The 25,344-nt window shown below is 74.3% G+C and carries 13 protein-coding genes and 1 pseudogene; 10 read left to right on the top strand and 4 right to left on the bottom strand.

The window, feature by feature from the left end:
- The 6 genes from BBK14_RS31515 to BBK14_RS31490 form a co-directional block, all read left to right on the top strand.
- Nucleotides 1–6,491 (top strand): type I polyketide synthase (locus BBK14_RS31515; RefSeq protein WP_071066805.1); only part of this gene is annotated, 6,491 nt, incomplete at its 5' end.
- Complete coding sequence (locus BBK14_RS31510) at nucleotides 6,484–11,694, top strand: type I polyketide synthase (protein WP_071066804.1); 5,211 nt, start codon at nucleotides 6,484–6,486, stop codon at nucleotides 11,692–11,694. The genes BBK14_RS31515 and BBK14_RS31510, both read left to right, overlap by 8 nt.
- Nucleotides 11,691–12,029 (top strand): acyl carrier protein, encoded by a 339-nt coding sequence (locus BBK14_RS31505; RefSeq protein WP_071066803.1) that lies wholly within the window; start codon nucleotides 11,691–11,693, stop codon nucleotides 12,027–12,029. The genes BBK14_RS31510 and BBK14_RS31505 overlap by 4 nt, the downstream gene beginning before the upstream one ends.
- A 101-nt stretch (nucleotides 12,030–12,130) precedes the next feature.
- A complete protein-coding gene (locus tag BBK14_RS31500; RefSeq protein ID WP_071066802.1) occupies nucleotides 12,131–13,066 on the top strand; it encodes an alpha/beta fold hydrolase in 936 nt (311 codons plus the stop codon).
- Nucleotides 13,067–13,143: 77 nt separating this feature from the next.
- Nucleotides 13,144–14,334 (top strand): glycosyltransferase, encoded by a 1,191-nt coding sequence (locus tag BBK14_RS31495; RefSeq protein ID WP_071066801.1) that lies wholly within the window; start codon nucleotides 13,144–13,146, stop codon nucleotides 14,332–14,334.
- Between the two features lie 90 nt (nucleotides 14,335–14,424).
- On the top strand, nucleotides 14,425–16,266 hold the full coding sequence (locus BBK14_RS31490; RefSeq protein ID WP_071066800.1) for a class I SAM-dependent methyltransferase: 1,842 nt from the start codon (nucleotides 14,425–14,427) through the stop codon (nucleotides 16,264–16,266).
- 56 nt (nucleotides 16,267–16,322) lie between these two features.
- On the opposite strand, the gene thiC is transcribed toward BBK14_RS31490, so the two are convergent.
- Together thiC and BBK14_RS43080 are read right to left on the bottom strand one after the other, a co-directional pair.
- Nucleotides 16,323–18,140 carry a phosphomethylpyrimidine synthase ThiC gene (thiC, locus tag BBK14_RS31485; RefSeq protein WP_071066806.1) on the bottom strand — a complete coding sequence of 606 codons (1,818 nt, stop codon included), beginning with the start codon at nucleotides 18,138–18,140 and terminating at the stop codon, nucleotides 16,323–16,325.
- Between the two features lie 40 nt (nucleotides 18,141–18,180).
- Nucleotides 18,181–19,263 carry a hypothetical protein gene (locus tag BBK14_RS43080; protein WP_476739417.1) on the bottom strand — a complete coding sequence of 361 codons (1,083 nt, stop codon included), beginning with the start codon at nucleotides 19,261–19,263 and terminating at the stop codon, nucleotides 18,181–18,183.
- A 349-nt stretch (nucleotides 19,264–19,612) separates the two neighbouring features.
- Between BBK14_RS43080 and BBK14_RS31475 the strand changes: the two genes are divergently transcribed.
- A complete protein-coding gene (locus BBK14_RS31475) occupies nucleotides 19,613–20,548 on the top strand; it encodes a hypothetical protein (protein WP_071066798.1) in 936 nt (311 codons plus the stop codon).
- Between the two features lie 805 nt (nucleotides 20,549–21,353).
- Here BBK14_RS31475 and gnd read toward each other — a convergent pair.
- On the bottom strand, nucleotides 21,354–22,376 hold the full coding sequence (gnd, locus tag BBK14_RS31470; protein WP_071066797.1) for a phosphogluconate dehydrogenase (NAD(+)-dependent, decarboxylating): 1,023 nt from the start codon (nucleotides 22,374–22,376) through the stop codon (nucleotides 21,354–21,356).
- A gap of 197 nt (nucleotides 22,377–22,573) precedes the next feature.
- Here gnd and BBK14_RS31465 point away from each other — a divergent pair, with 197 nt between their 5' ends.
- A complete protein-coding gene (locus tag BBK14_RS31465; protein ID WP_071066796.1) occupies nucleotides 22,574–24,073 on the top strand; it encodes a dihydrolipoyl dehydrogenase family protein in 1,500 nt (499 codons plus the stop codon).
- Nucleotides 24,074–24,133: 60 nt separating this feature from the next.
- On the opposite strand, the gene BBK14_RS39230 is transcribed toward BBK14_RS31465, so the two are convergent.
- Complete coding sequence (locus BBK14_RS39230) at nucleotides 24,134–24,277, bottom strand: GPGG-motif small membrane protein (RefSeq protein ID WP_018501614.1); 144 nt, start codon at nucleotides 24,275–24,277, stop codon at nucleotides 24,134–24,136.
- Nucleotides 24,278–24,369: 92 nt separating this feature from the next.
- Here BBK14_RS39230 and BBK14_RS31460 point away from each other — a divergent pair.
- Nucleotides 24,370–24,618 (top strand): annotated as a pseudogene (locus tag BBK14_RS31460) (transposase); the annotation flags it as partial.
- A 26-nt stretch (nucleotides 24,619–24,644) separates the two neighbouring features.
- A partial coding sequence (locus tag BBK14_RS31455; protein ID WP_131802477.1) for an RNA-guided endonuclease InsQ/TnpB family protein occupies nucleotides 24,645–25,344 on the top strand: 700 nt, incomplete at its 3' end.

Here is a 25,344-nt window from a genome sequence, read left to right as displayed (position 1 = left end):
AGGGGGGCCAGCTGGTCGCGGTCGGGCCCCGCGAGCAGGCCACGGACGGCATGTTCATGATCGGCCAGGTGGCGGCCCTGCGATCGGACCGCACGACGATCGGCCGGCTGCACGCCGAGGTGACCGAGCAGGCCACGGCGCTCGTCGCCGAGCGGGCAGCCGAGCGGGCCGGCGGGCCGACCGGGCAGGTCGCCGCGCTGCCGGCCCAGCGCACCGCCGGGAGCACCGACGTGGCCGACGGCGACCAAGCCGAGCGCGCCGCGCGGTCCGTGGCCGCCGTGCGCGAGGCGGCGCGGTCGCTCGACATCGCGATCGTCGGTATGTCAGCGGTGTTTCCGCGGGCTTCCGACGAGAAGGACTACTGGGCCAACGTGGTCGGCGGCGTCGACGCGATAACAGAGGTGTCACCCGAGCGGTGGGACGCGGATCTCTACTACGACCCGGAATCGGTCGTGAAGGACGCCGGCCGGCGGACGCCGTCCAAATGGGGCGGATTCCTGCCGAGAATCCCGTTCGACGCGCTCGCCTACGGAATACCGCCGCGTTCTCTGCGCAGCATTGATCCGGGCCAGCTCCTCGCGCTGGAGGTCGCCGCCCGGGCGATTCGCGACGCCGGGTACGAGAACCGGCCGTTCGACCGCCGACGCACCTCCGTCGTCTTCGGCGCTGAATCAGGGTCCGACCTTTCCACGACGTATGGATTCCGCTCCGCGCACCGGGCCTGGGTCGGTGAGCTTCCCGCCGAGCTCGAGGAGCTCCTGCCCGAGCTCGACGAGGATTCCTTTCCCGGCCTGCTCGCGAACGTCATAGCAGGACGGGTGGCGAATCGGCTCGACCTGGGTGGCCTGAACTTCACCGTCGACGCGGCGTGCGCCTCCTCACTGGCCGCCCTGGACGCGGCGTGCAAGGAACTGTCGGCGGGCTCGTCCGACATGGTGCTGTGCGGGGGTGTGGACACACATTCCAGCGTCCATGACTTCCTGCTGTTCGCCTCGGTGCACGCGCTGTCTCCCGGGGGCCGTTGCCGCAGCTTCGACTCCAGCGCGGACGGCACCAGCCTTGGTGAGGGTGTCGCCGTCGTCGTTCTCAAGCGCCTCGCGGACGCGCGGCGCGACGGTGATCGGATCCGCGCCGTCATCCGGTCGGTCGCAGGCTCCTCCGACGGCCGGGCGCTCGGCCTGACCGCGCCGCGCAAGGCCGGGCAGGTCATCTCCCTCGAGCGGGCCTACGCGACGGCGGGAATCTCGCCGTCCGAGGTCGGCATGCTGGAGGCGCACGCCACCGGAACAGTCGTGGGGGACCGCACCGAGCTCGCCACGCTCACCGAGGTGTTCACCGAGCACGGCGCCGCCGTCGGCCAGTGCGCGGTCGGTTCGGTGAAGTCGCAGATCGGCCACACGAAGTGCGCCGCGGGCCTGGCCGGGCTGGTCAAGGTGGCACGCGCGGTGGAGACCGGTGTGCGGCCGCCGACGCTGCACGTGGACCGCCCCAACCCGTACTGGGAGCGGGAGAGCAGCCCGTTCTACTTCGACGACCAGGCCCGTCCGTGGATCGCGCCCGCCGGGCGCCGCCACGCCGGCCTGTCCGCCTTCGGGTTCGGCGGGACGAACTTCCACGTCGTCGTGTCGGCCTACGACAAGGCACCGGAGCCCGCGCACGGCCTGGACCGGTGGCCGGCGGAGCTGTTCGTGATCCGCGGCCGGGACCGGGCCGCCGCGCTGCGCCGGCTGGACCGCCTCGCCGAGCTGGCCCGCGCCAACGAGGAGGCAGGCCGGCCCTACCACCTGCGCGATCTCGCCCGCACCGCGGCCGAGGAGCGAGGCGGCCCGGTGCGGATCGCCTTCGTCGTCGACGAGCTGGACGAGCTCGCTGCCGCCCTCGACCGGGCGCGGGAGCCGCGGTCCGACTCCCGCCTCGGCGTGTTCGTCCACGCCGAGGACGAGGCCGGCGCCGCGGGCGGAACGGCCGGCGCCTCCGGTGCCACCTCCGCCGGTGCTGGGACGTCCGTCGCGGGCTCTGGCTCCGGTTCGGTGGCGTTCCTCTTCCCCGGCCAGGGCAGCCAGCGGCCCGGGATGCTCGCGGATCTCTTCGTGGCCTTCCCGCGCCTGCGCTCCCTGCTGGAGCTCGCCCCGGATGTCGCCGCCACGATGTTCCCCCCGGCCGCCTTCAGCGACACCGAGCGGGCGGCCCAGGCCGCGGCGCTGACCGACACCCGGGCGGCGCAGCCCGCGCTGGGAATGGCCGGGCTGGCCGTCCACGACATCCTGGCCGGGCTGAAGATCCGTCCCGACCACGTCGCCGGTCACTCCTACGGCGAGCTGGTCGCGCTGTGCGCGGCTGGGGCGTACGACCGGGCCGACCTCGTCCGCCTCAGCCGGGCCCGCGCCGACGCGATCCTCGCGGCGGCCGGCGGCGACCCGGGCACCATGGCCGCGGTGTCGGCGACGGCCGACCAGATCCGGGACGTGCTCGGTGCGCCCGCCGCCGACGGCACCGTGGCGGGAGTGGCGCTCGCCAACCAGAACGCGCCCCGCCAGACCGTGATCTCCGGGCCGACCGCCGACGTCGACGCCGCGGTCGGCCGGCTCAAGGACGCCGGACTCTCGGCCCGGCGCATCCCGGTGGCCTGCGCCTTTCACAGCCCGGTGATCGCCGGCGCGGCCCAGGCGCTGGCCGGTGAGCTCGCCGCCACGGCCGTCGGCGATCTCACGCTGCCGGTGTGGTCCAACACGACCGCCGCGCCCTACCCGCGGACCCCGGACGGCACGCGCGCGACGCTGGCCGGCCAGGTCGCGGCCCCCGTTCGCTTCGTCGAGCAGATCGAGGCGATGTACGCGGCCGGCGTGCGGGTCTTCGTCGAGACCGGGCCGGGCCGGGTGCTCTCCCAGCTCACGGCGAAGATTCTCGCCGGACGTCCGCACCGGGTCGTGGCGACCGACGCACCGGGGGAGCACGGCCTGCGCCGGCTGCTGCTCGCGGTGGCCGAGCTCGCGGCGGCCGGAGTGGAGATGGACCCGTCGACCCTGTTCGCGGGCCGCGACACCCGCACGGTCCCGGCCGACGGGATGCCGCGGCGCCCGGGCTGGCTGATCGACGGCGCGTATGTGCGGACCGGCCAGGGCGGTTACCTGCCCGGTGGTCTGCGGCCCGCCCGGCGGGTTCCGCCGGTCGCGCCGGCGGTGGGGACCGAGCCGGCCACGGCTGGGACGGGTGGGTCCGGTGACACAGGCAGGCAGGACGGCCCCGGGGCCTGGCGCGTGCTCGCGCCCGGCCCAGCGGTGGGCGGCCCAGCGGTGGCCGACCCAGTTGTGGGCGGCCCAGTGGTGGCCGGCGGATCGGCAGGAGGCACTCCAGTGGACGGCCCTCAGATGATGAACGGGCACGCGAACGGGCACCGCGACGGCTGGTACCCGGGGCCGAACGGGTCCGGGCCCGCGCTCGCCGCCGCCGGGACTTCCGGCGAGCAGGTGGTCGACGGCCGTCCGGCTGCCCCGGCCCCGGTCGCCAGCCCCGCCGACGCGGCCGTCCTCGAGTTTCTGCGGACGGGTCGTGATCTTGTGGCGGCGCAGCGTGACGTCCTGCTGACGTATCTGGGTGGCGCCGCGGCCGCGCCGGTCGAGCACGGTGCCGGGCGGTGGACGCCGGCAACCACCCTGCCGGCCCCGGCGGCCGTCATGCCGGCCGCTGTGACCGCCGCGCCTGCCGGGCCCGCCGTGGCCGCGTCGGCCCCGGCCATGCCGGCGCCGGTTGTCGCCATGCCGGCCGCGGTGGAGGCCGCCGGTGCGCTGGTCGCCGCCGTGCCGGCCGCGGCGGAGGCGGGCGTATCGGCTGCCGCCGGGTTGTCGGCGGAGGCTGTGGCGGATGCGGTGGTGGGGGTGATCGCGGATCTGACGGGTTATCCGGTGGAGATGTTGGAGCCGGATCTGGATCTTGAGGCTGATCTGTCGATCGATTCGATCAAGCGGACGGAGATTCTGGGGGAGCTTGCGGGCCGGGTGGGTCTGGCTGGTGTGGGTGCGGGCGATGTGGATGAGTCGGTGGTGGAGGAGTTGGCGGCGGTGAAGACGGTCCGGGGGATCGTTTCCTGGATCGTGGAGCACCAGTCCACCGACCGGGCCGCCGGTCCGTCCGTCGGCACGGTGCCTGCCGTGCTTCCGGTCGGCGCCCCCCTGGCCGCGGCCGAGGGGTCCGCGCCCGCGGGTGGGCCGTCCGCCGGGTTGTCGGCGGAGGCTGTGGCGGATGCGGTGGTGGGGGTGATCGCGGATCTGACGGGTTATCCGGTGGAGATGTTGGAGCCGGATCTGGATCTTGAGGCTGATCTGTCGATCGATTCGATCAAGCGGACGGAGATTCTGGGGGAGCTTGCGGGCCGGGTGGGTCTGGCTGGTGTGGGTGCGGGCGATGTGGATGAGTCGGTGGTGGAGGAGTTGGCGGCGGTGAAGACGGTCCGGGGGATCGTTTCCTGGATCGTGGAGCACCAGTCCACCGACCAGGCCGCCACCCCTGCGATCACCGCCGGGGACGGAACCGGCCACGGTGCGGGGCCCGGCGCCGGCGCCGGCGCGGGATGGGCCGGGCCCGGACAGGTCGAGGTGCCCGAGCAGAGCCGCGCCGAGCGTCGGTCCGCCGACGGCGCCGGCGGCCGGGGGCAGTCCGGCGGGCCGTGGGCCGGGTCGGCGGCGGTCCCGGCGTCCGCCGTCCCGGCAACCGCTGCGGCAACGGCCGCGGCGAGGCCGCCCGCGCCGGGTACGCGGAACAGGGCTGGCGTGCCGTCGGCCGCCCCGGCGCCGGCCACGGCCGTTCCGGTGCCGGCGGGTGTTCCGGTGATGTCCGCGCCGCTCGGAGCGCCGGCCGGTGCCCCGCCACGGCCCGCGTCGGCACCGGAGAGCTGGGGGGTGCGTTCGGCCCCGCGGGGCTCGACGGACCCGGTGTTCGCCGAGCGGGTGCCGCTGCGTCGGTTCGTGGTGGAGTCCACCGAACTGGCTCCGCTGCCGTCCTGGGATGACGTCGTCGCCGCTGGTCGGGCGGCGGTGCTGGACGGCGCCCGGTTCGCCGTCGTCGACGGCGGGCTCGGGATCGGCCTCGCGCTGTCGACCCTGCTGGAGCAGGCCGGGGCGCAGGTCCGCATCATCTCGGCGAACGACGCCGCCCTGGGCGAGCTGGTCGCCTCCGGCATCGCCGCCGACGGGCTGTTCTGGGCCGCCTCGGCCGAGGGCTCGGCGGGGCCGGTGGGCGGTCTGCCGGCGGCGTTCCCGGCGCTGCGCGCCGCCGCGCTGGCCGGAATCCGGCGGCTCGTCGCGGTCACCGGCCTCGGTGGTGATCTCGGCCGCAACGGCGAGATCGGCGACCCGGGCCCGGGCGCCGGCATGGCCGGGCTGGTCCGGACCCTGGCCCGTGAGCTGCCCGACCTCCTGATCAGGCTGGTGGACGTCCATCCCAAGGCACAACCGCGGCGGATCGCGGAGAGCCTGCTCGCGGAGATGCTCGACCCGGCCGCGCCGGTCGTCGTCGGCTACCGCGACGGCGTCCGGATCGCGCCCGAGCTGCGGATGTCCGACCTGGTCGCGGTCACCGCCGGGCCGGGGTCCGCGGCCGCCGGATCGCCTCGGGCCGCCGCCGCTCCGCCGGGGCTGGACAGGTCCGGCGTCGTCCTGCTGACCGGTGGTGCGCGTGGGATCACGGCCCGTACCGCGCTGGCGCTTGCGGGTGCCACCGGCTGCGCGGTCGAGCTGGTCGGGCGCACACCCGTCCCGGACGCGCCCGAGGACGAGGCCACGGCGGGTGCGCTCGACGCCCCGGCGCTGCGCCGGGCCCTGATCGCGACGGGGGTGCGCCGCCCGGCCGAGATCGAGGCGCGCATCGGGCGGATCCTGGCCGAGCGGGAGATCCGTGCCACGCTCGCCGCGTTGCGGGAGGTCGCCGCGTCGGTGCGCTACCACCCGATCGACGTGCGGGACGTCACCGCCGTCGCCGGTGTCGTCGCCGACGTCTACACCCGCCACGGCCGGTTGGACGGTGTCGTGCACGGCGCCGGCGTCCTGGAGGACCGGCTGCTGCGGGACAAGTCGCCGGAGTCCTTCGACCGGGTGTTCCGCACGAAGGTCGACGGGGCGCGCGCCCTACTGGACGCGCTGCGGCCCGATGTGGGCTTCGTTGTGCTCTTCGGCAGCGTGGCCGGGGTGTTCGGCAATCGCGGGCAGGTCGACTACGCCGCCGCCAACGACGCCCTGGACGCCCTCGCGCACACCGCCTCGGCGCGCTTCGCCGGCCGGGTGGTCAGCGTCGACTGGGGTCCCTGGGGCACCGACACGGCCGCCGGCCGTGGGATGGTGTCCGCCGAGCTGTCCCGGGAGTACGCCCGCCGGGGCATCGGCCTGATCGACCCCGGTGAAGGGGTCGCCGCGTTGCTGCGAGAGCTCGGTGAGCCGGTCGCGGACGCGCCGACCCAGGTCGTCTACATGTGCGCGGGAGTCGGGTCGTTCGATGGGTGACACATCCCGCCACAGCGGCGGCGGCCCCCGCGGCGCGGGCGGGCAGGAGATCGCGATCGTCGGGATGTCCGCGCTGTTCCCCGGCGCGGGCGACCTGGACACCTACTGGCACAACATCGTCGGTGGCGTGGACGCGATCAGCGACGTCCCACCGGGCCGCTGGGACCTCGACGAGTACTACGCCGGGCTGGCCACGGACGGCGACCGGCAGCCCGGCGGCGACCGGCGCGACGGCGGCCGGCGGCCGGACGGCGCGGGCTTCTACTGCCGGCGCGGCGGGTTCGTCGACGACCTGGCGACGTTCGACCCGGCCCGGTTCGGCATCGTCCCGGTCTCGGTCGACTGGGCGGAGCCCGACCAGCTGCTCGCGCTGCGGCTCGCCGCCGAGGCCATGGACGACGCCGGCGGGGCCGAGACGCTCGGTGACCGCGGCCGCGTCGGCGTCGTGGTGGGCCGCGGCGGCTACGTCGGGCCGGGTGTCGCCCGGCTCGAGCAGCGGGTCCGCACCTCGCACCAACTGGCGACCACGCTGCGCGAGGTGCTGCCGGACGTCCCGGACGCGGCCGTCGACCAGGTCGTCGACGCGTTCCTGGCCCGGCTGGGGCCGCAGCGGCCGGAGGCGTCCATCGGCCTGGTGCCGAACCTGGCGGCCTCGCGGATCGCGAACCGTCTCGACCTGCACGGCCCGGCGTACACGATCGACGCGGCCTGCGCGTCGTCCCTGGTCGCGGTGGACATCGCGGTGCGGGAGCTGGCCGGCGGCCGGGCCGGCGCGATGATCGTCGGCGGCGTGCACATCGTGCACGAGGTCTCGTTCTGGAGCCTGTTCACGCTGCTGCGGGCGCTCTCGCCCACCCAGCGGATCCGGCCGTTCGACCGCCGTGCCGACGGCCTGCTCATGGGCGAGGGCGTCGGGATGATCGTCCTGAAGCGGCTGGCCGACGCCCGCCGCGACGGCGACCGGGTCTACGCCGTGCTGCGCGGCGCCGGGACGTCCAGCGACGGGCGCACCGCGAGCCTGATGGCACCCGCGTCCTCCGGGCAGATCCTGGCGATCGAGCGGGCCTGGGCGGACGCCGGCCTCGACCCGGCGGCGCCCGGCGCGGTCGGGCTGATCGAGGCGCACGGAACCGCGACTCCGGCCGGCGACGGGACCGAGCTCTCGACGCTGGCGAAGGTCTTCGGCGGCGAGGTCGGGGCGAGCCCCGTCGGCCTCGGGTCGGTGAAGTCGATGATCGGGCACGCGATGCCCGCCGCCGGCATGGCCGGGCTGATCAAGGCCGCGCTGGCGCTGCACCACCGCACCCTGCCGCCGACGCTGCACTGCGACGAGCCGCACCCGCTGTTCGACGGGAGCCGTTTCGCCCCGGTCCGGACGGCGGCCGAGTGGGAGCCGTCCGGTTCCGCGCCGCGGCGGGCGGGGGTGAACGCCTTCGGGTTCGGCGGCGTGAACGCGCACGTCGTCCTGGAGGAGTGCCTCGACGACCACGCCGGCGCCGTCAACCCGGTGAGCTCCGGCGGTTCCGTCGGTTCCGCCACCGCCGCCGTCGCCGCCGCCGGGACGGGTGCCGTGCTCGGGCCCGACCCGGAGGCCGAGCGGGTCCTGCTGTTCGCGGGCTCGTCGGCGGCCGAGATCGTCGCCCAGCTCGACGTCCCGGACGCCGACCTGCTGGGGCGCGACGACGCCGCGTCCCCGCCGGCGGGTGGGCCGTTCCGGCTGGCGCTGGTGGCGCCCACCCCGCGCCGGCTCGCGCTGGCCCGCACGGTGGCGGCCCGCGGCACCGCCTGGCGCGGGCGGAACGATCTCTGGTTCGTCCCCGAGCCCCTGCTCGGCGACCGCCCGGCGTCCGACGCCGCGGGCGGACCGCGGCTGGCGTTCCTGTTCTGCGGTCTGGAGGACAAGTTCGCCCCGCGGATCGACGACGTGTGCGACCACTTCGGCCTGCCGCGTCCGGAGGTGGGCGACACCGCCGAGCTCGGCAGCCACGGCGTCGCCAGCGTCCAGGTGGGACGGGTCCTCGACACGGCGCTGCGTCGCCTCGGGGTGGTCCCCGACCTGGTCGCCGGGCACAGCGTGGGCGAGTGGAACGCGATGCTCTCGGCCGGGCTGATGAGCGACGACTACGCCGACGAGTTCATCGAGGTCTTCGACCCGGCCTCGCTCGAGGTGCCCGGTGTCGTGTTCGGTGCGCTGGGCTGCGGCGCGGAGGTCGCCGCCGAGGTGATCGCCGGACTGCCCGAGATTGTGGTCTCGCACGACAACTGCCCGCACCAGTCGATCATCTGCGGGCGGGTGGACAGCGTCGAGACCGCGCTCGCCCGCCTGCGCGCCCGCGGGGTGCTGGGGCAGACGCTGCCGTTCCGCTCGGGCTTCCACTCCCCGTTCCTGCGGCCGCACCTCAAGCGCCTGCAGGACGGCCTTTACAACACCCCCTTGCACGCGGCGCGGGTGCCTGTGTGGTCCGCCACCACGGTGGCTCCGTATCCATCCGCACACGACGACATCCGGGAGCTGGCCGTCCGGCACCTGCTCGAGCCGGTGCGTTTCCGGGAGCTGACGCGGCGCCTGCACTCCGCGGGCGTCCGGGTGTTCGTGCAGGTCGGGATGGGCAGCGTCGCCGGATTCGTCGACGACACCCTCAACGGGCCGGGGGACGAGCACGCGTCGCTGGTCACGAACACCGTCAAGCGGTCCGGCCTCGACCAGCTCCGGCGGGTCGCGGTCGCGCTGTGGGCCGAGGGCGCCGCGCCGCGCCTGGACGTCCTGCCCTGCCACACCAGACCAGAGCCCGCCACCGTCCCGGCCAGGGAGCCGCGGGCGCCCCGGGTGCCTCAGACGGCCGCGCCGGCTCGGCCCGGGCGCGCGGTGCGGCTGCGCCTGGGCACGCCGCTCGTCCGGCTCGGGGCGGACGCGCCGGACCTCGCGGCGTCGCTCCCGTCCCGGATCAGCGGCGAGGCCGCGGGACGTCCCGTCGGCGAGACGCCGGCCCAGGTGGCCGACGGGCTCGGCGGGCCCGCGCGGCATGCCGTCCTCGCCGAGCTGGGCGCGGCGGTCACGGACGCGAGAGCGGTGATGTCCACCGTCACCGACCGCTGGGCCGCGACGCGGGCGTCCGGTCCCCCCTCGACGGCGCCGGCGGCGACCTCCGTGCCTGTTGCGCCGGCCGCGCCGGCGGCGAGTGGGCCGGCGGCGAGTGGGCCGGGTGGTGGGCGGACCGTGCGGCGGGAGCTCTCGCTGGCGACGATGCCCGAGGTCRCCGACCACTGCTTCTACCGGCAGCCCCCGGGGTGGTCCGACCCGTCCGACCTGTTCCCGGTCGTGCCGCTCACCGGCGTGCTCGAAATGATCATGGCTGAGGCGAGCGTGCTGATGCCCGGCCGCGCGGTGGTGGCCGTCCGGGACGTGCGGGCCACCCGCTGGCTGGCGATCGAGCCGCTGGTGCAGGTCACGATCACCTGCGCGCCGCTGGGCCCGGACGAGGTCCGGGTGGACGTCGTCGGCTACACGCGGGCGACGGTCGTCTTCGCCGACGCCTACCCGGCGCCGCCGCCGGTGACCGACACGGCCACCGGGTTCGTCCCGGCGCCGGGCGCGGCGGGGGAGGTCGTGATCCCCGGCGAGTCGCCGTCCCCGCACACCGGCCGCGCGATCTACGACGACCGGCTGCTCTTCCACGGGCCCGGCTACCAGGGCGTCGAGTCCGTCGACGGGATGGCCCCGACAGGGCTGCGCGGCTGGCTGCGGGTGACGCCCGCCAGCGGCGCGCTGCTCGACAACGCCGGCCAGTTCTTCGGCTACTGGGGCATGCAGTACCTGCCGTCGGACTGGCTGCTCTTCCCGGCCTCTGTCACCTCGATGCGGTTCTTCGGCCCACCGCCGCCGGTCGGCGCGCGGATGTCCTACCTGGGCCGGATCCGGGACGTGACCGACCGCACCGCCACCGCGGACATGGAGATCCGGGACGCCGGCGGACGGCTGTGGGGGCACATCCAGGGCTGGACCGACCGACGGTTCACCGAGGACGACGTCCTGTGGTCGATGGCACTGGCGCCGGAGGCGAACACGCAGAGCCACCTGACGCCGGACGGCTGGGTGGTGGTCACCGAGCACTGGCGTGACCCGGCGTCCCGGGAGCTGTCGCTGCGCCACTACCTCGACGCGGACGAGCGGACGCGGCTGGCCCGCCACAATCCGCTGGCTGCCCGGTCCTGGTTGCTGGGGCGGATCGCGGCCAAGGACGCCGTGCGGCGCCGCTGGTGGGAGCGCGGGGCCGGCGCCGTGTGGCCGATCGAGGTCGGCGTGACGGATCTGGTGTCCGGGCGGCTGGTCGTCGGCACGGTGCCCACCCGGCCGGGCCTGCCCGAGCTCACCCGCCCCGAGGTGAGCATCGCCCATCGCCCGGAGATCGCCGTCGCCCTCGCGGTGGACGACCCGCGGGACGTCGGCGGCGTGGGGATCGCTCTGGAGCGCATCGAACGGCGCGGGCCCGACGCGGAGGCGGCCGTGCTCGCCGAATCCGAGCTGAGCCTGCTCGACGAACTGGCCGGCGCGGATCCGGATGTCCGCGCGGTCTGGCTCGCGCGGTTCGCCGCGGCGAAGCAGGCCGTCGCCAAGGCGTACGGGACCGGGCCGGCCGGCGATCAGCGGCGGTTCGTCGTCGGCCGGCCGCGACCGGGCGGATCCGCCGTCCTGGCGGCGGTGCCGCGCGGGCCGGGCGGGGTGGTCGCCCATCTGGTCGGCGCGCCGACCGAGGCGACCGGCCTGCCGGCCCCGACGCTGGTTCCAGTCACCGTCTCCGCCCCGGACGGCGGGCCGGGGGCGGCACCGGCCGCGGCCGGGCACGCCGCCCCGGCGGAAGTGGGAGCGGGGGCTAGCGAGACGTGGTGGGTGGCACTGCGCACCATGGACACCACCGGCCGGCCCCGTCCCGACACCGAACCGAATGATCACACCGCCGCACCCGGCGGTCACACCGCCGGAACCGGCGATCGCGTCGCCGCACCCGGCGGCGCACCCGCCGGCGGCTACATCGTGGCCTGGACCTCGCCACGGATCGAGCGATCCGCGAGGCCTCCGGGCGGCGCGGCCGGGAGCCCGCCCACGCGGCGGCTCGGCGGTCAACCCACCAGCCCGGCCGGTGACCGGCCGGGCGCACGGACCGGTACGCAGCCCGATCAGCAGAAGGAGCAGACCCAGCGATGACCACCGACCAGTCGACCATGACCGCGGACCCGGCGACCCGCGCCGACCAGGTGCTCGCGGACGTGACGGAGATCCTGCGCGACGTGATCGGCGAGGAGTACATCGTCGACATGTCGATCGACATGGACACCTCCTTCAACGCGGACCTCGAGCTCGAGAGCATCGAGTTCGTGACCTTCGCCGACCGGCTCCGGGAGACCTACGGGGACCACGTCGACTTCGTCGGCTTCCTCTCGGAGATGGACGTCGACCAGGTGATCAACATGAAGGTCGGGGAGGTCGTCCAGTTCATCGTCGACAGCCTCGAGACCGACACGCCGGCCGCCGCCCGTTAGCGGCGGTCACGGTCGGCGGGGGGCTACGGGGACCTCGTATGCGCGCGGCGCGGGGCGCGCCGCGCGCACAACCTTCGTGAACGAAGCTAGGGAGAGAGTGCGTGGCTGAGATCGTCGCGAACGGCGTCCGTCTGCATGTGCAGAGGCTGGGGCCCAAGGGTGGGGCCGGTCCCGAGTCGCCGGTCGTGGTGATGGTGCACGGAATGGTGATGGACAACATCGCCAGCTTCTACTTCGCGCTGGGCAACTGCCTGGCCGGGGCGGGATGCGACGTCATCTGCTACGACCTGCGCGGCCATGGCCGCAGTGAGCGGACCCCGACCGGCTACACGATGGCCGACTCGATGGCCGACCTCGAGGGCCTGCTCGACGCGCTCGACGTGCGCCGGCCGGTGCACGTCGTGGGCAACAGCTACGGCGCGACGCTGACCCTCGCACTCGGCCTGGCCCGCCCGGAGCGGGTGGCGAGCCTGACCCTCATCGAGCCGCCGTTCCTCATCGAGGGCCTCGGCGAGGAGATGGCGCGCTCACTGACCCAGGTGCTCGCGGCCGTCACCGACGAGGAGGTGGAGGAGTGGCTGGCGAACTCCGCCGGCCGCGCGGTCTCCCGGATCACGCGCGCCTCGCAGGCGCTGCTGAAGGAGACCACGATCGCCGAGGACATGCTGGCGACCCCGCCGTTCTCGCCGGAGGCGCTGGCCAGCCTGCCGATGCCGGTGCTCGCCGTCTACGGGGCGAACTCGGACATCATCGACCAGGCCGAGGGGCTCGCCGAGCTCGTCCCGGACTGCACCCTGGTCGTCCTGGAGCAGCACACCCACATGGTGCTGCGCGAGGCGGCCGACTACCTGCGCGACCTGCTGCGCTGGTGGCTGTTCCGGCGGTCCGAGCCGATGCCCTCGCACCAGGTGCGCGGCGCCGGGTTCGACACTCCCGACTGGGTGCGGCAGATGATCCCGCCGCCGAACCTCAACAGTGGGGACGAGCCCACGACGTCGCTGTCCGCGGCGCGGGCCGGCTCGTCGGCCGAGGCCTGACCGTCACCGGTGCGGCTCGCGAAGGGTGCGGCTGACTCACCGCCGGAAGGGAGACGAATGGAATTTCGGGGGCTTTGATGGGCCGTGTTCTCTTCGCCGTGCCGCCGCTGACCGGGCACGTGAACCCGGCGGTGGGCATTGCCGGCGAGCTGGCGGCCCGCGGGCAGGAGGTGGCCCTGGTCGGCCACGCGAGCGTCGTCGGGCCGCTCGTCCCGCCGTCCGTCCCGCTCATCGCGCTGCCGGGGGAGATCTCGGCCGACCAGCGGGCCGAGCTGGAGGCACGGTCCCGGCCGCTGCGCGGGCCCGCGTCACTGAAGTTCCTGTGGGACGAGTTCCTGCTGCCGCTGGGCGCCTCGATGGCGCGGGACGTCGGTGCCGTCGTCGAACGGTGGCGCCCGGATGTGATCGTCGCCGACCAGCAGGCGGTCGGGGCCGCCATGGTCGCCCGCCGGCGCGGCATCCGGTGGGCCACGCTCGCCACCACGTCGGCGGAGCTCGACGACCCCTACGCCGTGCTCGCCGGGGTCGGGAACTGGGTGTCGGAGCGGCTGCGGGACTTCCAGGTCGCGAACGGCGTCCCGGCGGAGGAGGCGGCGCGCGGTGACCTGCGCTTCTCTGAGGACCTCACCGTGGTCTGCTCGGTGCCCTCGTTGCTGCGTACTGCCAGTCATCCGTCCCATCACGTGTTCGTCGGCTGCGCCGCCGGGCTGCGCCGGTCGGCCCCGGAGTTCCCCTGGGAGTGGCTCGACCGGGACCGCCGCACCGTGCTCGTCTCGCTCGGGACGGTGACCCGGGAGGCCGGCGGGCGTTTCCTGCGCGCGGCCGCGGAGGCGCTGGCGGGGATGTCCGACCGGGTGCAGGCCGTGATCGTCGCGCCCCCCGGCCCGCTGGACGACCTCGCCGGCCAGGTTCCCGACGACCTGCTGGTCCGCCCGTTCGTGCCGCAGGTGGACCTGATGGCCGGACTGGACGCGATAGTGTGCCACGCGGGCAACAACACGGTGTGCGAGGCTTTGTCACGGGGAGTGCCGCTGGTGGTCGCGCCGGTTCGTGACGACCAGCCGATCATCGGCGAGCAGGTGGTGCGGGCCGGTGCCGGTGTGCGGGTGCGCTTCGGGCGCTCGACCCCGGCGACGCTGGCCACCGCGATCGGCACCGTGCTCGACGAGCCGTCCCACCGGGTCGCGGCGCGGCGGCTGCAGGGCGAGTTCAGCGCGGCGGGCGGTGTCGTGGCCGCCGCCGACCACATTGAGAAGCTGCTGCCGTAGGCCCGGCCCCGGCGGCCCGCCCGTCCGCGGGCGCGCTGGCGGGGCCGGGCCTGGGGCTGGGGCTGTTCGACCGGCGGGGGCGTGAGAGTCGTGCTGCTGCTGGTACCCATCCTGGTGAGCGTCGGGCTCATCCTGAACGGAATCCGCCTGCGCGGCCGGCTGCGCCGGCTGGACACCGTCGCCGCGTCGGGCCGGCCGGTCGACCCCGCCCACGTCTTCCTCGTGGCCGAGGGGGTGCGGCTCTCCGACGCGGCCCGGCGCGCGGCGAGCAACCACGCCCGCCGCGAGCGGCTGCTGGTGCTCGACCTCGTCCCCGCCGACCTCACCGTGGAACGCGCGCTCGACGTGGCCCGGATGGTCGACACCCGGACCTACCGGGCCGACCGCTCGGCGCCCGGCCGGGGCGCGTTCCAGGCCCTGCTGGTGCACGCCGACCTGCTGGAACGGGTCGGAATCACCCAACGGGAGGGGTTCAGCCCGGTCGAGCTGGTCGACATCACGACCCGCCTGAAGCGGCACGCCCCGACCGCCACCGACCTGGCCGTCGTTCCCGGGTTGCAGGCCGCGCGTGACGACGCCGCGATGCGGGTGCGCGTCCAGCAGCGGGCCTACGCGTGCACCCCGGCGAGCCTGTACATGCCGTACGCGCCGCACATCGGAACCTTCATCGGCGCCCAGATCAGCCAGCCGGTCGCGCTCGTCGCGACGGCGCTGTTCTGGTTCCAGCCGTTCTTCGTCTGCGCGGGACGGGTCCCGCTCGCCCCCCGCGACCTGATCCGCAGCCCGATCGTCCGCATCCTCGGCCTTGTGATCTTCGTTGTGCACTCCGCGCGGGCCGGGCGCCGGGCGAAGGCCGCCGGGCTGCCCGCGGACCCGGCGAAGGCGGAGGCGCGCCGCCGCCGGCAGGAGACAGCCGCCTGGTACGCCGCCCGCGCCCGCCACGTCGCGCGGCTGCGCGAGGCCACCAGCGCCGAGTGCCCCTGGTGCGGGTCGGCCGAGCTCAGCGTCCGGGTGCGCTCGCGGGACCTGGAGATGGGCAAGCCGGGGCGCTTCCGCCTCGACGGCTGCGAGGCCTGCGGCCACGTCTTCCTCAACCCGATGATCACCCCGGACGGGCAGGACTACTACGAGCGCGACTGGCGGGACGGCTTCGCCGCCGAGACCGCGGAACACGCCCGGGCCCGTGAGGCCGCGGCCGACCAGGCCCGGGCCGAGCTGCTGCGTCCGTACACCACCCCGCGGGCCTGGCTGGACGTCGGAACCGGTCACGGGCACTTCTGCAACGTCGCCCGGGCCCACTGGCCGGCCACGGTGTTCGGCGGCCTCGACCTCTCCGACGCGGTCGACGACGCCCACCGGCGGCGCTGGGTGGACACCGCCCACCGGGGCGAGCTGAGCCAGATCGCGGACGACCTCGCGGGCCGCTACGACGTGATCAGCATGTTCGGCTATCTCGAGCGGACCCGCTACCCGTCGGAGGAGCTGGACGGCGCAGTCAAGGCGCTCGCCCCCGGCGGATACCTGATGATCGAGCTGCCGAACGCGGACTGCCCGGCGGCGCGGCGGCTGCGGGCGTACTGGGCCGGCTGGGACGTGCCGCGCCGGCTGCACTTCATTCCGGCAGACAACCTGCTCGCCGCGCTGGAGGACCGCGGGCTGCGCCCCATCGCCGTCCAGTTCGGGCCGGCGCTGCGCCCCGGTGACCTCACCCGGGCGCTGGGCCTGCTCATCCAGCGGGTGGCGCCGCGGCGCCGGCCGTGGCTGGACCCGGCCCGGAGCGGGCCGGGCCCGCGGCTGCTGCGCGTGCCGTTGCTGCTGGCCTCGATCGGCCCGTTCCTGCTGGCTGCCCTACTGGACCGGGCCAGCAGGTCCTGGCAGGCCAAGGGGGAACGTTCCAACACCTACCGCGTGCTGGCCCGCAAGGAGAGCTGAAGCCGGCCGCGGGACTCTCCCGGCCATGACGGTCGGGGAGGCCCGCGGCCGCCGGGTCAGGGGGTCTGCCGGTCGGCGAGCGGCAGGTAGATCCGGGCACCCTGCTCGGCGAACTCCCGGGACTTCTCCGCCAATCCGGCCTGGACGGCCTCGTCGGTGTCGAGGCCGTGGTCGGCCGCGTACTTGCGGACGTCCTGCGTGATCCGCATCGAGCAGAAGTGCGGGCCGCACATCGAGCAGAAGTGCGCGGACTTGGCGGGCGCCGCGGGCAGTGTCTCGTCGTGGTACTCCCGGGCGGTCTCCGGGTCGAGCGAGAGGTTGAACTGGTCGTCCCAGCGGAAGTCGAACCGCGCGTCGGAGAGGGCGTCGTCCCAGGCCTGGGCGCCTGGGTGCCCCTTCGCCAGGTCGGCGGCGTGCGCCGCGATCTTGTAGGCGATGACCCCGGCCTTGACGTCCTCGCGGTCCGGCAGGCCCAGGTGCTCCTTGGGCGTGACGTAGCAGAGCATCGCCGTCCCGTACCAGCCGATCATCGCGGCGCCGATGGCCGAGGTGATGTGGTCGTAGCCGGGCGCGATGTCGGTGGTGAGCGGGCCGAGGGTGTAGAACGGCGCGTCGTGGCACAGCTCGCGCTGCAGGTCCACGTTCTCCTTGATCTTGTGCATGGGCACGTGGCCCGGCCCCTCGATCATCACCTGGACGTCGTGCTCCCAGGCCACCGAGGTCAGCTCGCCCAGTGTCGCGAGCTCGGCGAGCTGCGCGGCGTCGTTCGCGTCGGCGATGGAGCCGGGGCGCAGGCCGTCGCCGAGGGAGAAGGTGACGTCATAGGCCCGCAGGATCTCGCAGAGCTCGGCGAAGTTCGTGTAGAGGAAGTTCTCCTCATGATGGGCGAGGCACCATGCCGCCAGGATCGAGCCGCCGCGCGAGACGATGCCGGTCTTGCGCCGCGCGGTCATCGGCACGTAGCGCAGCAGCACCCCGGCGTGGACGGTCATGTAGTCCACACCCTGCTCGGCCTGCTCGATCACCGTGTCCCGGTAGACCTCCCAGGTCAGCTCCTCGGCCTTGCCGCCGACCTTCTCCAGCGCCTGGTAGATCGGCACCGTCCCGATCGGGACGGGGGAGTTCCGGATGATCCACTCGCGGGTGGTGTGGATGTTCCGCCCGGTCGAGAGGTCCATGACGGTGTCGGCGCCCCAGCGGGTCGACCACACCATCTTCTCGACCTCCTCCTCGATGGAGGAGGCGACGGCGGAGTTGCCGATGTTCGCGTTGATCTTCACCAGCAGGTTGCGGCCGATGGCCATCGGCTCGCTCTCGGGGTGGTTCACGTTCGCCGGCAGCACCGCCCGGCCCGTGGCGATCTCGTCGCGCACCAGCTCGGGAGAGAGGCCCTCGCGTAGCGCGACGAACTCCATCTCGGCGGTGATCTCGCCCCGCCGGGCGTAGGCGAGCTGGGTCACCGCGCGGCCGGCGGTAGCCCGCCGCGGAGCCTGCCCCGAGCCGAGAAAGGTGTCACCGGCCTGCCCGTCAGGCCCGTGCCGTCCGTCGTCGGCGGGCTGGACGGCACGCCCCTCGATCTCCTCGGTGTCGCCGCGGGCGGCGATCCAGCCGGCCCGCAGCGCGGGCAGGCCGCGCCGCACGTCGACGCCGGCGCCCGGGTCGGTGTACGGCCCGGAGGTGTCGTAGAGGACCAGGCTGTCGCCCGTGCTCAGCGCGACCTCGCGCATCGGCACCCGCAGGTCGGGCCGGGACCCGACCAGGTAGGTCTTCCTGCTCCCGGGGAACGGCCGGGCCAGGATGCCCTCCGCGCCGTCGTCCGTGCCGGAGGCCGCGGCCGCCGCGTTGTCGGAATCCGTCGGACGGATCTGACGCACCACCTTGATCACTCCCTACGCCGGAATTACCCGGACAGGTTCAGGCGGTCGGCGGCACCGGCAGTTGCCCGGCCGCCCTCTCAGCCTCCCAGGGTGGAAGCTCCCGCATCTGGGACGACGCTACGGCAGGTGACTGGCCTCCGCCACCCCCTTGGTCAGCTTCGCCATGTTCGTCACGTACCGTTTCGTGCCATTCCGTCGCCGGTTCGTCCGGCCCGGGCGGCACGGCCGGCCGGTCGGCGGCCTCTGTCGGAACCTGCTCCCGCAGAGCCGCGGCGACCAGCGCGGCCGTCTCCGCCGGCGCCTGCCAGAGTTGCTCCACCCTGACGGTGAGGGTCCGCCGGCCGGCGGGCTGTGGCCGCCGTGGACCGGGCTGCCCGACCCGCACGAGCAGCCGCCACGGCCCGTACCAGACGTCCAGTTGGCCGGTCGGAACGTCGGGGGAGGGGGTGGCCAGCGCTCGACAGGGAGGCAGCCCGAACGCCGCCTCGAGCTGCTTGTACCGGAGGCTCAGCATCCGGGGAGTCCGGCGGTTCAGCTCGTCGAGGGTGTCGGCGATCAGGGTGCGGCGGCTGATCGGGCCGCGGCGTGCCAGCGCCCGGCGCATCGCCTCGATGGTGACGAAGCCCTGCAGGAGGGCGTCGCTGATCACGGCACGGGCGCCGTCGCGCCCGCTGCACCACTCGGCCATGTCGACCACCGAGCGGGCCGGCGCCGTCCGCGGTGGCAGCCGGGCACGGTGGACGTCCGCCGGAGCCAGGCGTGCGGTGCGGCGGAAGACGACGCCCGCCACGGGCGTGCCGCGGCGCCCGGGCGGGACCAGCACCGTCACGACCTCGTCACCGTGGCCGACGAGGCCGTCGAGGGCGGCGGCCGTGGACCCGCCGAGCACCGCGTTCGGCCCGCCGGCGAGCAGCGCCGCCCAGGCCTGCTGCACCAGCGGCGGCGTGGCGGTGGCGGTGACGAGGACGCCACGCGCGGGCTGCCGCCAGGTGCCGTCGGCGACCCGCGCGCGGATGTCGGCGCGGGTGAGGCCGGCGGCCATCGCGTCGTGCTCGCTGATGACACCGGACTGCAGGTCGGCGATCTCCCGCCAGGAGAATCGGCCTGGGCTAGGGGCCATGGACAGACCATGCTTGTTGTTTATCCATTGTGTCCATGAGGGATGGCGGGGTTGTGGATAACGTGCATGTCGACCGGCGCCTGTGTGGTTCGCGGGCCGGCGCCGACGCTGCTCGCCGGTGGGCACCGGCGCGCTCGGTGGCCGGGCCTGCGTCGGTCGAGGGCCACGTGGCGGGCGGAGTGGTTCGCGGCCTCCACACGGCGAGCCCGTATCGTGTGCGACCGGCACGTCCGCGATGTTGCGGGTGTGTTGCCGCACAGCACTGCCCTTGCGCATGTGATGGTGGTAAGCGACGCGGGAGGCGCGGAGGTGGCTGGAGAGGCGCGGCTTCGGCCTGGAAGTCGGAGGAATGGCGACACACCGTAGGTCCGGGCGGTCCGAGGGCCGCCGACTCAGGGGCGCACGCGGCGACCGCGCCACCGCGCAGACCGTCGCGATCGGGATGGCCGCGGTCGGCGCGACACTGGTGGTCGGCGCCGCCGGAGCACTGCACGTGACCGGCTCGGCGGAGGATCCGGACATGTCGACGACGGCGCAGGCAGGCGACGGGGCCGTTCCCACCACTTCGGCGCGGCCCGACGTGGCCACGCCGCACCGCATCACCGACTCCACCGGCAACCCCGATCCCGCGGCGGCCGACGGCCGCGCGGCCGTGGCCCCGGGCGCGGAGCAGTCCCGCGGCGCGATCCCCGGCATCGGCGACCTCATGATGTCGCGGGTCCCGTCGTCGACCCGGCAGGTCGTCGTCGTGACCGGCGCAGACCAGTCCTCAACCGTGAACCGCGTCGTGCTCTGGCAGCGCGCGGACGCCGACGCCCCCTGGACGGCCGTCGGCGCGGAGATCCCCGGCCGCAACGGAGCCAACGGCTGGACCCACGACCACGTCGAGGGCGATCTGCGTAGCCCCGTGGGCGTGTTCAGCCTCACCGCCGCCGGGGGTCGCTACGCCGACCCGGGCACCGCGCTTCCCTACGAGTACCGCCCGTCCTTCTATCAGGCCGGCGGCTACGAGGGCGACCCGATGGGGGAGGCCTTCAACTACGTGGTCGCGATCGACTACAACCGGTTGCCGGGGCATCCGCCGTCCGACCCGACCCGGCCGCTGGGCGCCGCGGCCGGCGGCGACATCTGGCTGCACGTGGACCACAACACGCCCACCCGTGGCTGCGTCAGCCTCCCGCAGGCCTCGATGGAGACCGTCCTGCACTGGCTGGCCCCGAGCAGTCATCCCATGATCATCATGGGTGACCGGGCAAGCCTGGAGGCGTCCGCCGGTCAGCAGTGACCCCGGCCACGGCCCGTCGGCCACGGCGCCAGGCCGCCCGCCCCGGCAGCGGCCTGGTTTGGCTTTCGGGGCCCGGCTCTTGGAGGTCCTGTGCGCCGGGGGGGAGATCACGGGTCGAACGCGAGGAGGCCGGGTGCCGACGCAGTCCCGCCCTCACGAGCAGCGAAGCCACAGCCCGCACGCACCACACGGCACGACCAGACCGCCATCTATCGGACAAACCCCCCGCACGCCGAGGTGGCCTACTTGCCGTTTGGCATCCTTCTCGCCCTTTCAGGGCGAATTTCGCAGAGAATGCCCTCTGAAACAGCGAGAAAGAAACCAACGGCGAGTAGCCGAGCACCAGAGACGCACCGGGGCTCCACCGCCAGGTCGAGGCTCGCCGCCGGCCGGAGCGCCGGCGATGCCGCGCCCCGCGGTGAGGGCCGAGGCGGCGGCTCCACAACTGGGCAGTGAGAACACGTTGGTCCGCCGGTTCCCGGACCGCGACCGCGACCGCGACGGGACATCGGCCAGCAGGCGCGCAGGCGGGTCCGTGCCGGGTCGCGCTCGGATCGGGCGCGCGCAAGCCCGGGCTCGAGGCAACGATCCCACCAGCACAACCGCGGCGGCTGAGCGCGTCAGTGCGTCCATGCACCGCACTCAGCCGCCACGGTTTCTCCGGGACTGCGCTTGAGGATCACGCGGGGGGACGGGTGAGGGAATCAGTTGGCCGGGGGCCGGGGGGCTGGTACCGGCGCGTACGGCTGCGGCCGTGGCCCCGCCGAAGGCTGGCCAGCCCCCCGCTTCCAGCCTGCCGCCTTTTCTAGCCGTCCGCCTTCTTCTCGGCGTGGCCGCCGAACTGCTTGCGCATCGCCGACAGCAGCTTGTCGGCGAACAGTGACTCGCCGCGGGAGCTGAACCGCTCGTAGAGCGACGCGGTCAGCACGTGGGCCGGGACGCCCTCCTCGACGGCGGCCAGCACCGTCCACCGGCCCTCGCCGGAGTCGGAGACACGCCCGCCGAACTCGGCGAGCCGCGGGTCCTCGGCGAGCGCGGTGGCGGTCAGGTCCAGCAGCCAGGAGCTGACCACGCTGCCGCGCCGCCACACCTCGGCGACGGAGGCGATGTCGAAGTCGTACTGGTAGTACTCCGGATGGGCCAGCGGCGCCGTCTCGGCGTCGTGCAGGGCAGCCTCGGAGCGCCCGATGCCGGCCTTCTCCAGGATGCCCATGCCCTCGGCGAAGGCCGCCATCATGCCGTACTCGATCCCGTTGTGGATCATCTTGACGAAGTGGCCTGCCCCGTTCGGGCCGCAGTACAGGTAGCCCTTCTCGGCCTGGGCGATCTCACCCGTCCGCCCCGGGGTACGCGGCGCGGTGTCGACGCCGGGGGCGATCGTCTCGAACAGCGGCTCGAGGCGGGCGGCCACCTCCGGCTCGCCGCCGATCATCAGGCAGTAGCCGCGCTCCAGCCCGAACACGCCGCCTGAGGTGCCGACGTCCAGATAGTGCAGGCCGCGCTCGGCGAGCTTCGCGGCCCGGTCGACGTCGTCGCGGTAGTAGGAGTTGCCGCCGTCGATGATGATGTCGCCGGCCTCGAAGTGCTCGGCGAGCTCGAAGACGGTCTGGCCGGTCAGGCCGGCGGGCACCATGACCCAGGCTGCCCGCGGGGTGCTCAGCGCGGCCGCGAAGTCGGCCAGCGAGTTGACGCCGACGGCGCCCTCGGCGGCCAGTGACTTCACCGTCTCGGGGTTCACGTCGTAGACCACACATTCGTGCCCGTCGCGCATCAGCCGGCGGACGAGGTTCGCGCCCATCCGGCCGAGTCCGATCATTCCGAGCTGCATCTGAACTCCCGATGGTCCTGCACGGACCGGTCGAAGGTGAGGTCCTCGAGCTCCATCCTGCCGTCGGTACCGGGACACCTCGTCGCGTCCTCGGTCACGGCCGGTGGGCTGCCGACCCGGTGCGGTGGCATTCGGGCGCGACGCGGCAGGTGAGATGGTGCCTCGCGACGCTGGTCCCAACGCGGAGAGGTGTGCCCATGAGTAGGTCCGACGACGCCGCCGGAGGCACGGGCGCCAGCGAGGTCGACGTGATCGTGATCGGAGCGGGGCCGGCGGGCGAGGTGGTGGCCGGCCGGTGCGCCGAGGCGGGGCTGTCGGTGACGGTGATCGAGCACGAGCGTGTCGGCGGGGAGTGCTCCTACTGGGGCTGCATCCCCAGCAAGACCCTGCTACGCCCTGGTGAGGTCGTGGCGGCCGCCAGGGCCGTCCCCGGGGCGGCGGGTGCCGTCGGTGGGGTCCGCGCCGGGGTCGACGCCGCGGCGGCGTTCGCCCGGCGCGACGAGATGGTCGGTGGGTACTCCGACGAGGGCCAGCTCCCGTGGCTGCGCGAGCGCGGTGTGTCGGTGCGGCGCGGGGCCGGCCGGCTGGTCGGCGAGCGCCGGGTCGCGGTGCTCGCGCCGGACGGCGGCGAGCAGGTCCTCACCGCGACCCGCGCGGTCGTCCTGGCGACGGGGACGCGGGCCACCATTCCGCCCGTCCCCGGTCTCGCCGAGGCCGATCCGTGGGACAACCGGTCCGCGACCGGCGCCCGCGCGGTGCCCGCCCGCCTCGCCGTGCTCGGCGGCGGCGCGGTCGGCGCCGAGCTCGCGCAGGCGTTCCGCCGCCTCGGCAGCGCGGAGGTCACCGTCGTCGAAAGCGGTCCGCGCCTGCTCGCGCGCGAGGAGCCGTTCGCCGGCGACGAGGTGCGCGCGGCGTTCGAGGCCGAGGGCATCACGGTTCACACCGGCCGACGGGCCGTGGCCGTCCGCAGGGAGGCACCGGGCACGCCGGGTGGGCCGGGTGGGCCGGGCACGCCGCGTGGGCCCGTGGTGGTCACTCTGGACGGCGACGGCGGGCCCGAGCACGTCGTCGCGGACGAGATCCTGGTCGCCGTCGGGCGGACCCCCGCCACCGGCGAGCTCGGCCTGCCCGTGGTCGGCCTGCCCGCGCGGGGCTTCGTCGAGGTCGACGACCGGATGCGGGCCACCGGCGTGGCCGGGGACTGGCTCTACGCCGTCGGGGACGTCAACGGCCGTGCGCTGCTCACCCACATGGGCAAGTACCAGGCCCGGGTGGCGGCGGACGCCATCACCGGCCGCCTCGACCCGGCGGGCCGGCCCGCCGCCGACCGCGCCGACCCGGGGGCCGTCCCGCGGGTGACGTTCACCGATCCGCAGGTGAGCGCCGTCGGCCGGACGGAGGCGGCGGCCCGCGCGGCCGGCCTGGATGTCCGCGCCGTCACCGTCCCGACGGCGTCGGTGGCCGGTTCGTCGGTGCGCGGCACCGACGCCGTCGGGACGTCCCAGATCGTGGTGGACACCGCCCGCCGGGTGCTGGTCGGGGCGACGTTCGTCGGCCACGACACGCAGGAGATGGTGCACGCCGCGGCCATCGCGATCGTCGGGGCCGTCCCGCTGGAGGATCTGTGGCACGCGGTGCCGTCCTTCCCCACGGTCAGTGAGGTCTGGCTGCGGCTGCTGGAGGCCTACGGTCTGTGACCGGCAGGCGGGCCCGCCGCGAGCCCGGACCTGGGCCCGCGGCGGGTTGGCTCAACGCCGTCAGGTGAAGATCGAGACACCGCCGGGGCCGACGAGCAGGCCGATGACGATGAGCGCGATCCCGTACAGGATGGCGCCCCGGACCAGGGAGACGATGCCCGCGATCACCAGGATGACGGCGATCAGCCAGAGAATGAATTCCATCAAGATCTCCTGAGGGGGCTGGCGCCTTCAGGCGTCAAGGGGATTGGGTACGGACCGTGATCGTAGGTGTACGTCGCTGGTATGTTCGGATCATGGTTCGGGTGGTGGTGGGCGCGGGTGGCGTCTACGGGCTTGGGTATCGCATGGTGTGGCGCCCGAAGTACCGTCGCCTCATGCTCGCCAGTCCTGTCTGTGACCGCTGTGACGGGCTGATCCGGCAGAAGTGCACCGAGCGAGAATGGACGGTTGCCGCGTTGGAGGTGCCGCCCGACCCTGTGGACCTGTTCGTGAAGGTTCACCTGAGGCACTTCCCGCCGTCTGTCGCCGACCAGCTTGAAGGGCAGCCGTGGAGTGTGGAGCGGGCCGGGTGAGGCGGGCTTTCAAGTTTCTGCTTCGTCCGACGGTGAAGCAGGCCGCCGTGTTGACGGCGATGCTTGATGATCATCGGGTGTTGTACAACGCCGCGTTGCAGGAACGACGCGACGCCTACCGGAGCGCGTCGCGGGTGACGGTTCGTTACGGTGACCAGTCCGCCCAGCTCAGGGAGATCCGCGCCTGCGACCCGGATCAGGGCCGCTGGTCGTTCTCCTCCCAGCAGGCCACCCTGCGTCGCYTSGACAAGGCGTTCGCCGGYTTCTTCCGCCGGGTCAAAGCAGGCGAGACCCCTGGCTATCCGCGGTTCAAGGGCGCGGGCCGGTTCGACACGGTCGAGTGGCCGAGGGACGGGGACGGCTGCCGCTGGAACTCCCAGCCTGAGCATCCCACCCGGACTCGGGTCCGGCTTCAGGGTGTGGGTCACGTCAAGGTGCACCAGCATCGGCCTGTGGTGGGCGCGGTCAGGACGGTCTCGGTGCGGCGGGAAGGTCGCCGCTGGTATGTGGTCCTCTCCTGCGACGATGTGCCCGCGCGGCCGCTGCCGGCCACCGGGGTGGTGGTGGGGGTGGATATGGGTGTGGCGTCGCTGGTGACCCTCTCGGATGGCCGTCAGGTCGGTAACCCGCGTTTTCTCGCCGCGGCGGCCGGTCGGCTCGCGCGTGCGCAACGGGAACTGGCCCGTAAGAAGCGGG

This window comes from Parafrankia soli, assembly GCF_001854695.1.
GTDB classification, from domain to species: domain Bacteria; phylum Actinomycetota; class Actinomycetes; order Frankiales; family Frankiaceae; genus Parafrankia; species Parafrankia soli.
This window is presented reverse-complemented; position numbering and strand designations above follow the sequence as displayed.

Bases quoted from the DNA above. Each gene is read 5' to 3' on its own strand.
- BBK14_RS31465 (WP_071066796.1), top strand. From the start codon at position 22,574: ATGAGTAGGTCCGACGACGCCGCCGGAGGCACGGGCGCCAGCGAGGTC.
- BBK14_RS31505 (WP_071066803.1), top strand. From the start codon at position 11,691: ATGACCACCGACCAGTCGACCATGACCGCGGACCCGGCGACCCGCGCC.
- BBK14_RS43080 (WP_476739417.1), bottom strand. From the start codon at position 19,263: ATGGCCCCTAGCCCAGGCCGATTCTCCTGGCGGGAGATCGCCGACCTG.
- BBK14_RS31475 (WP_071066798.1), top strand. From the start codon at position 19,613: ATGGCGACACACCGTAGGTCCGGGCGGTCCGAGGGCCGCCGACTCAGG.
- BBK14_RS31495 (WP_071066801.1), top strand. From the start codon at position 13,144: ATGGGCCGTGTTCTCTTCGCCGTGCCGCCGCTGACCGGGCACGTGAAC.
- BBK14_RS39230 (WP_018501614.1), bottom strand. From the start codon at position 24,277: ATGGAATTCATTCTCTGGCTGATCGCCGTCATCCTGGTGATCGCGGGC.
- gnd (WP_071066797.1), bottom strand. From the start codon at position 22,376: ATGCAGCTCGGAATGATCGGACTCGGCCGGATGGGCGCGAACCTCGTC.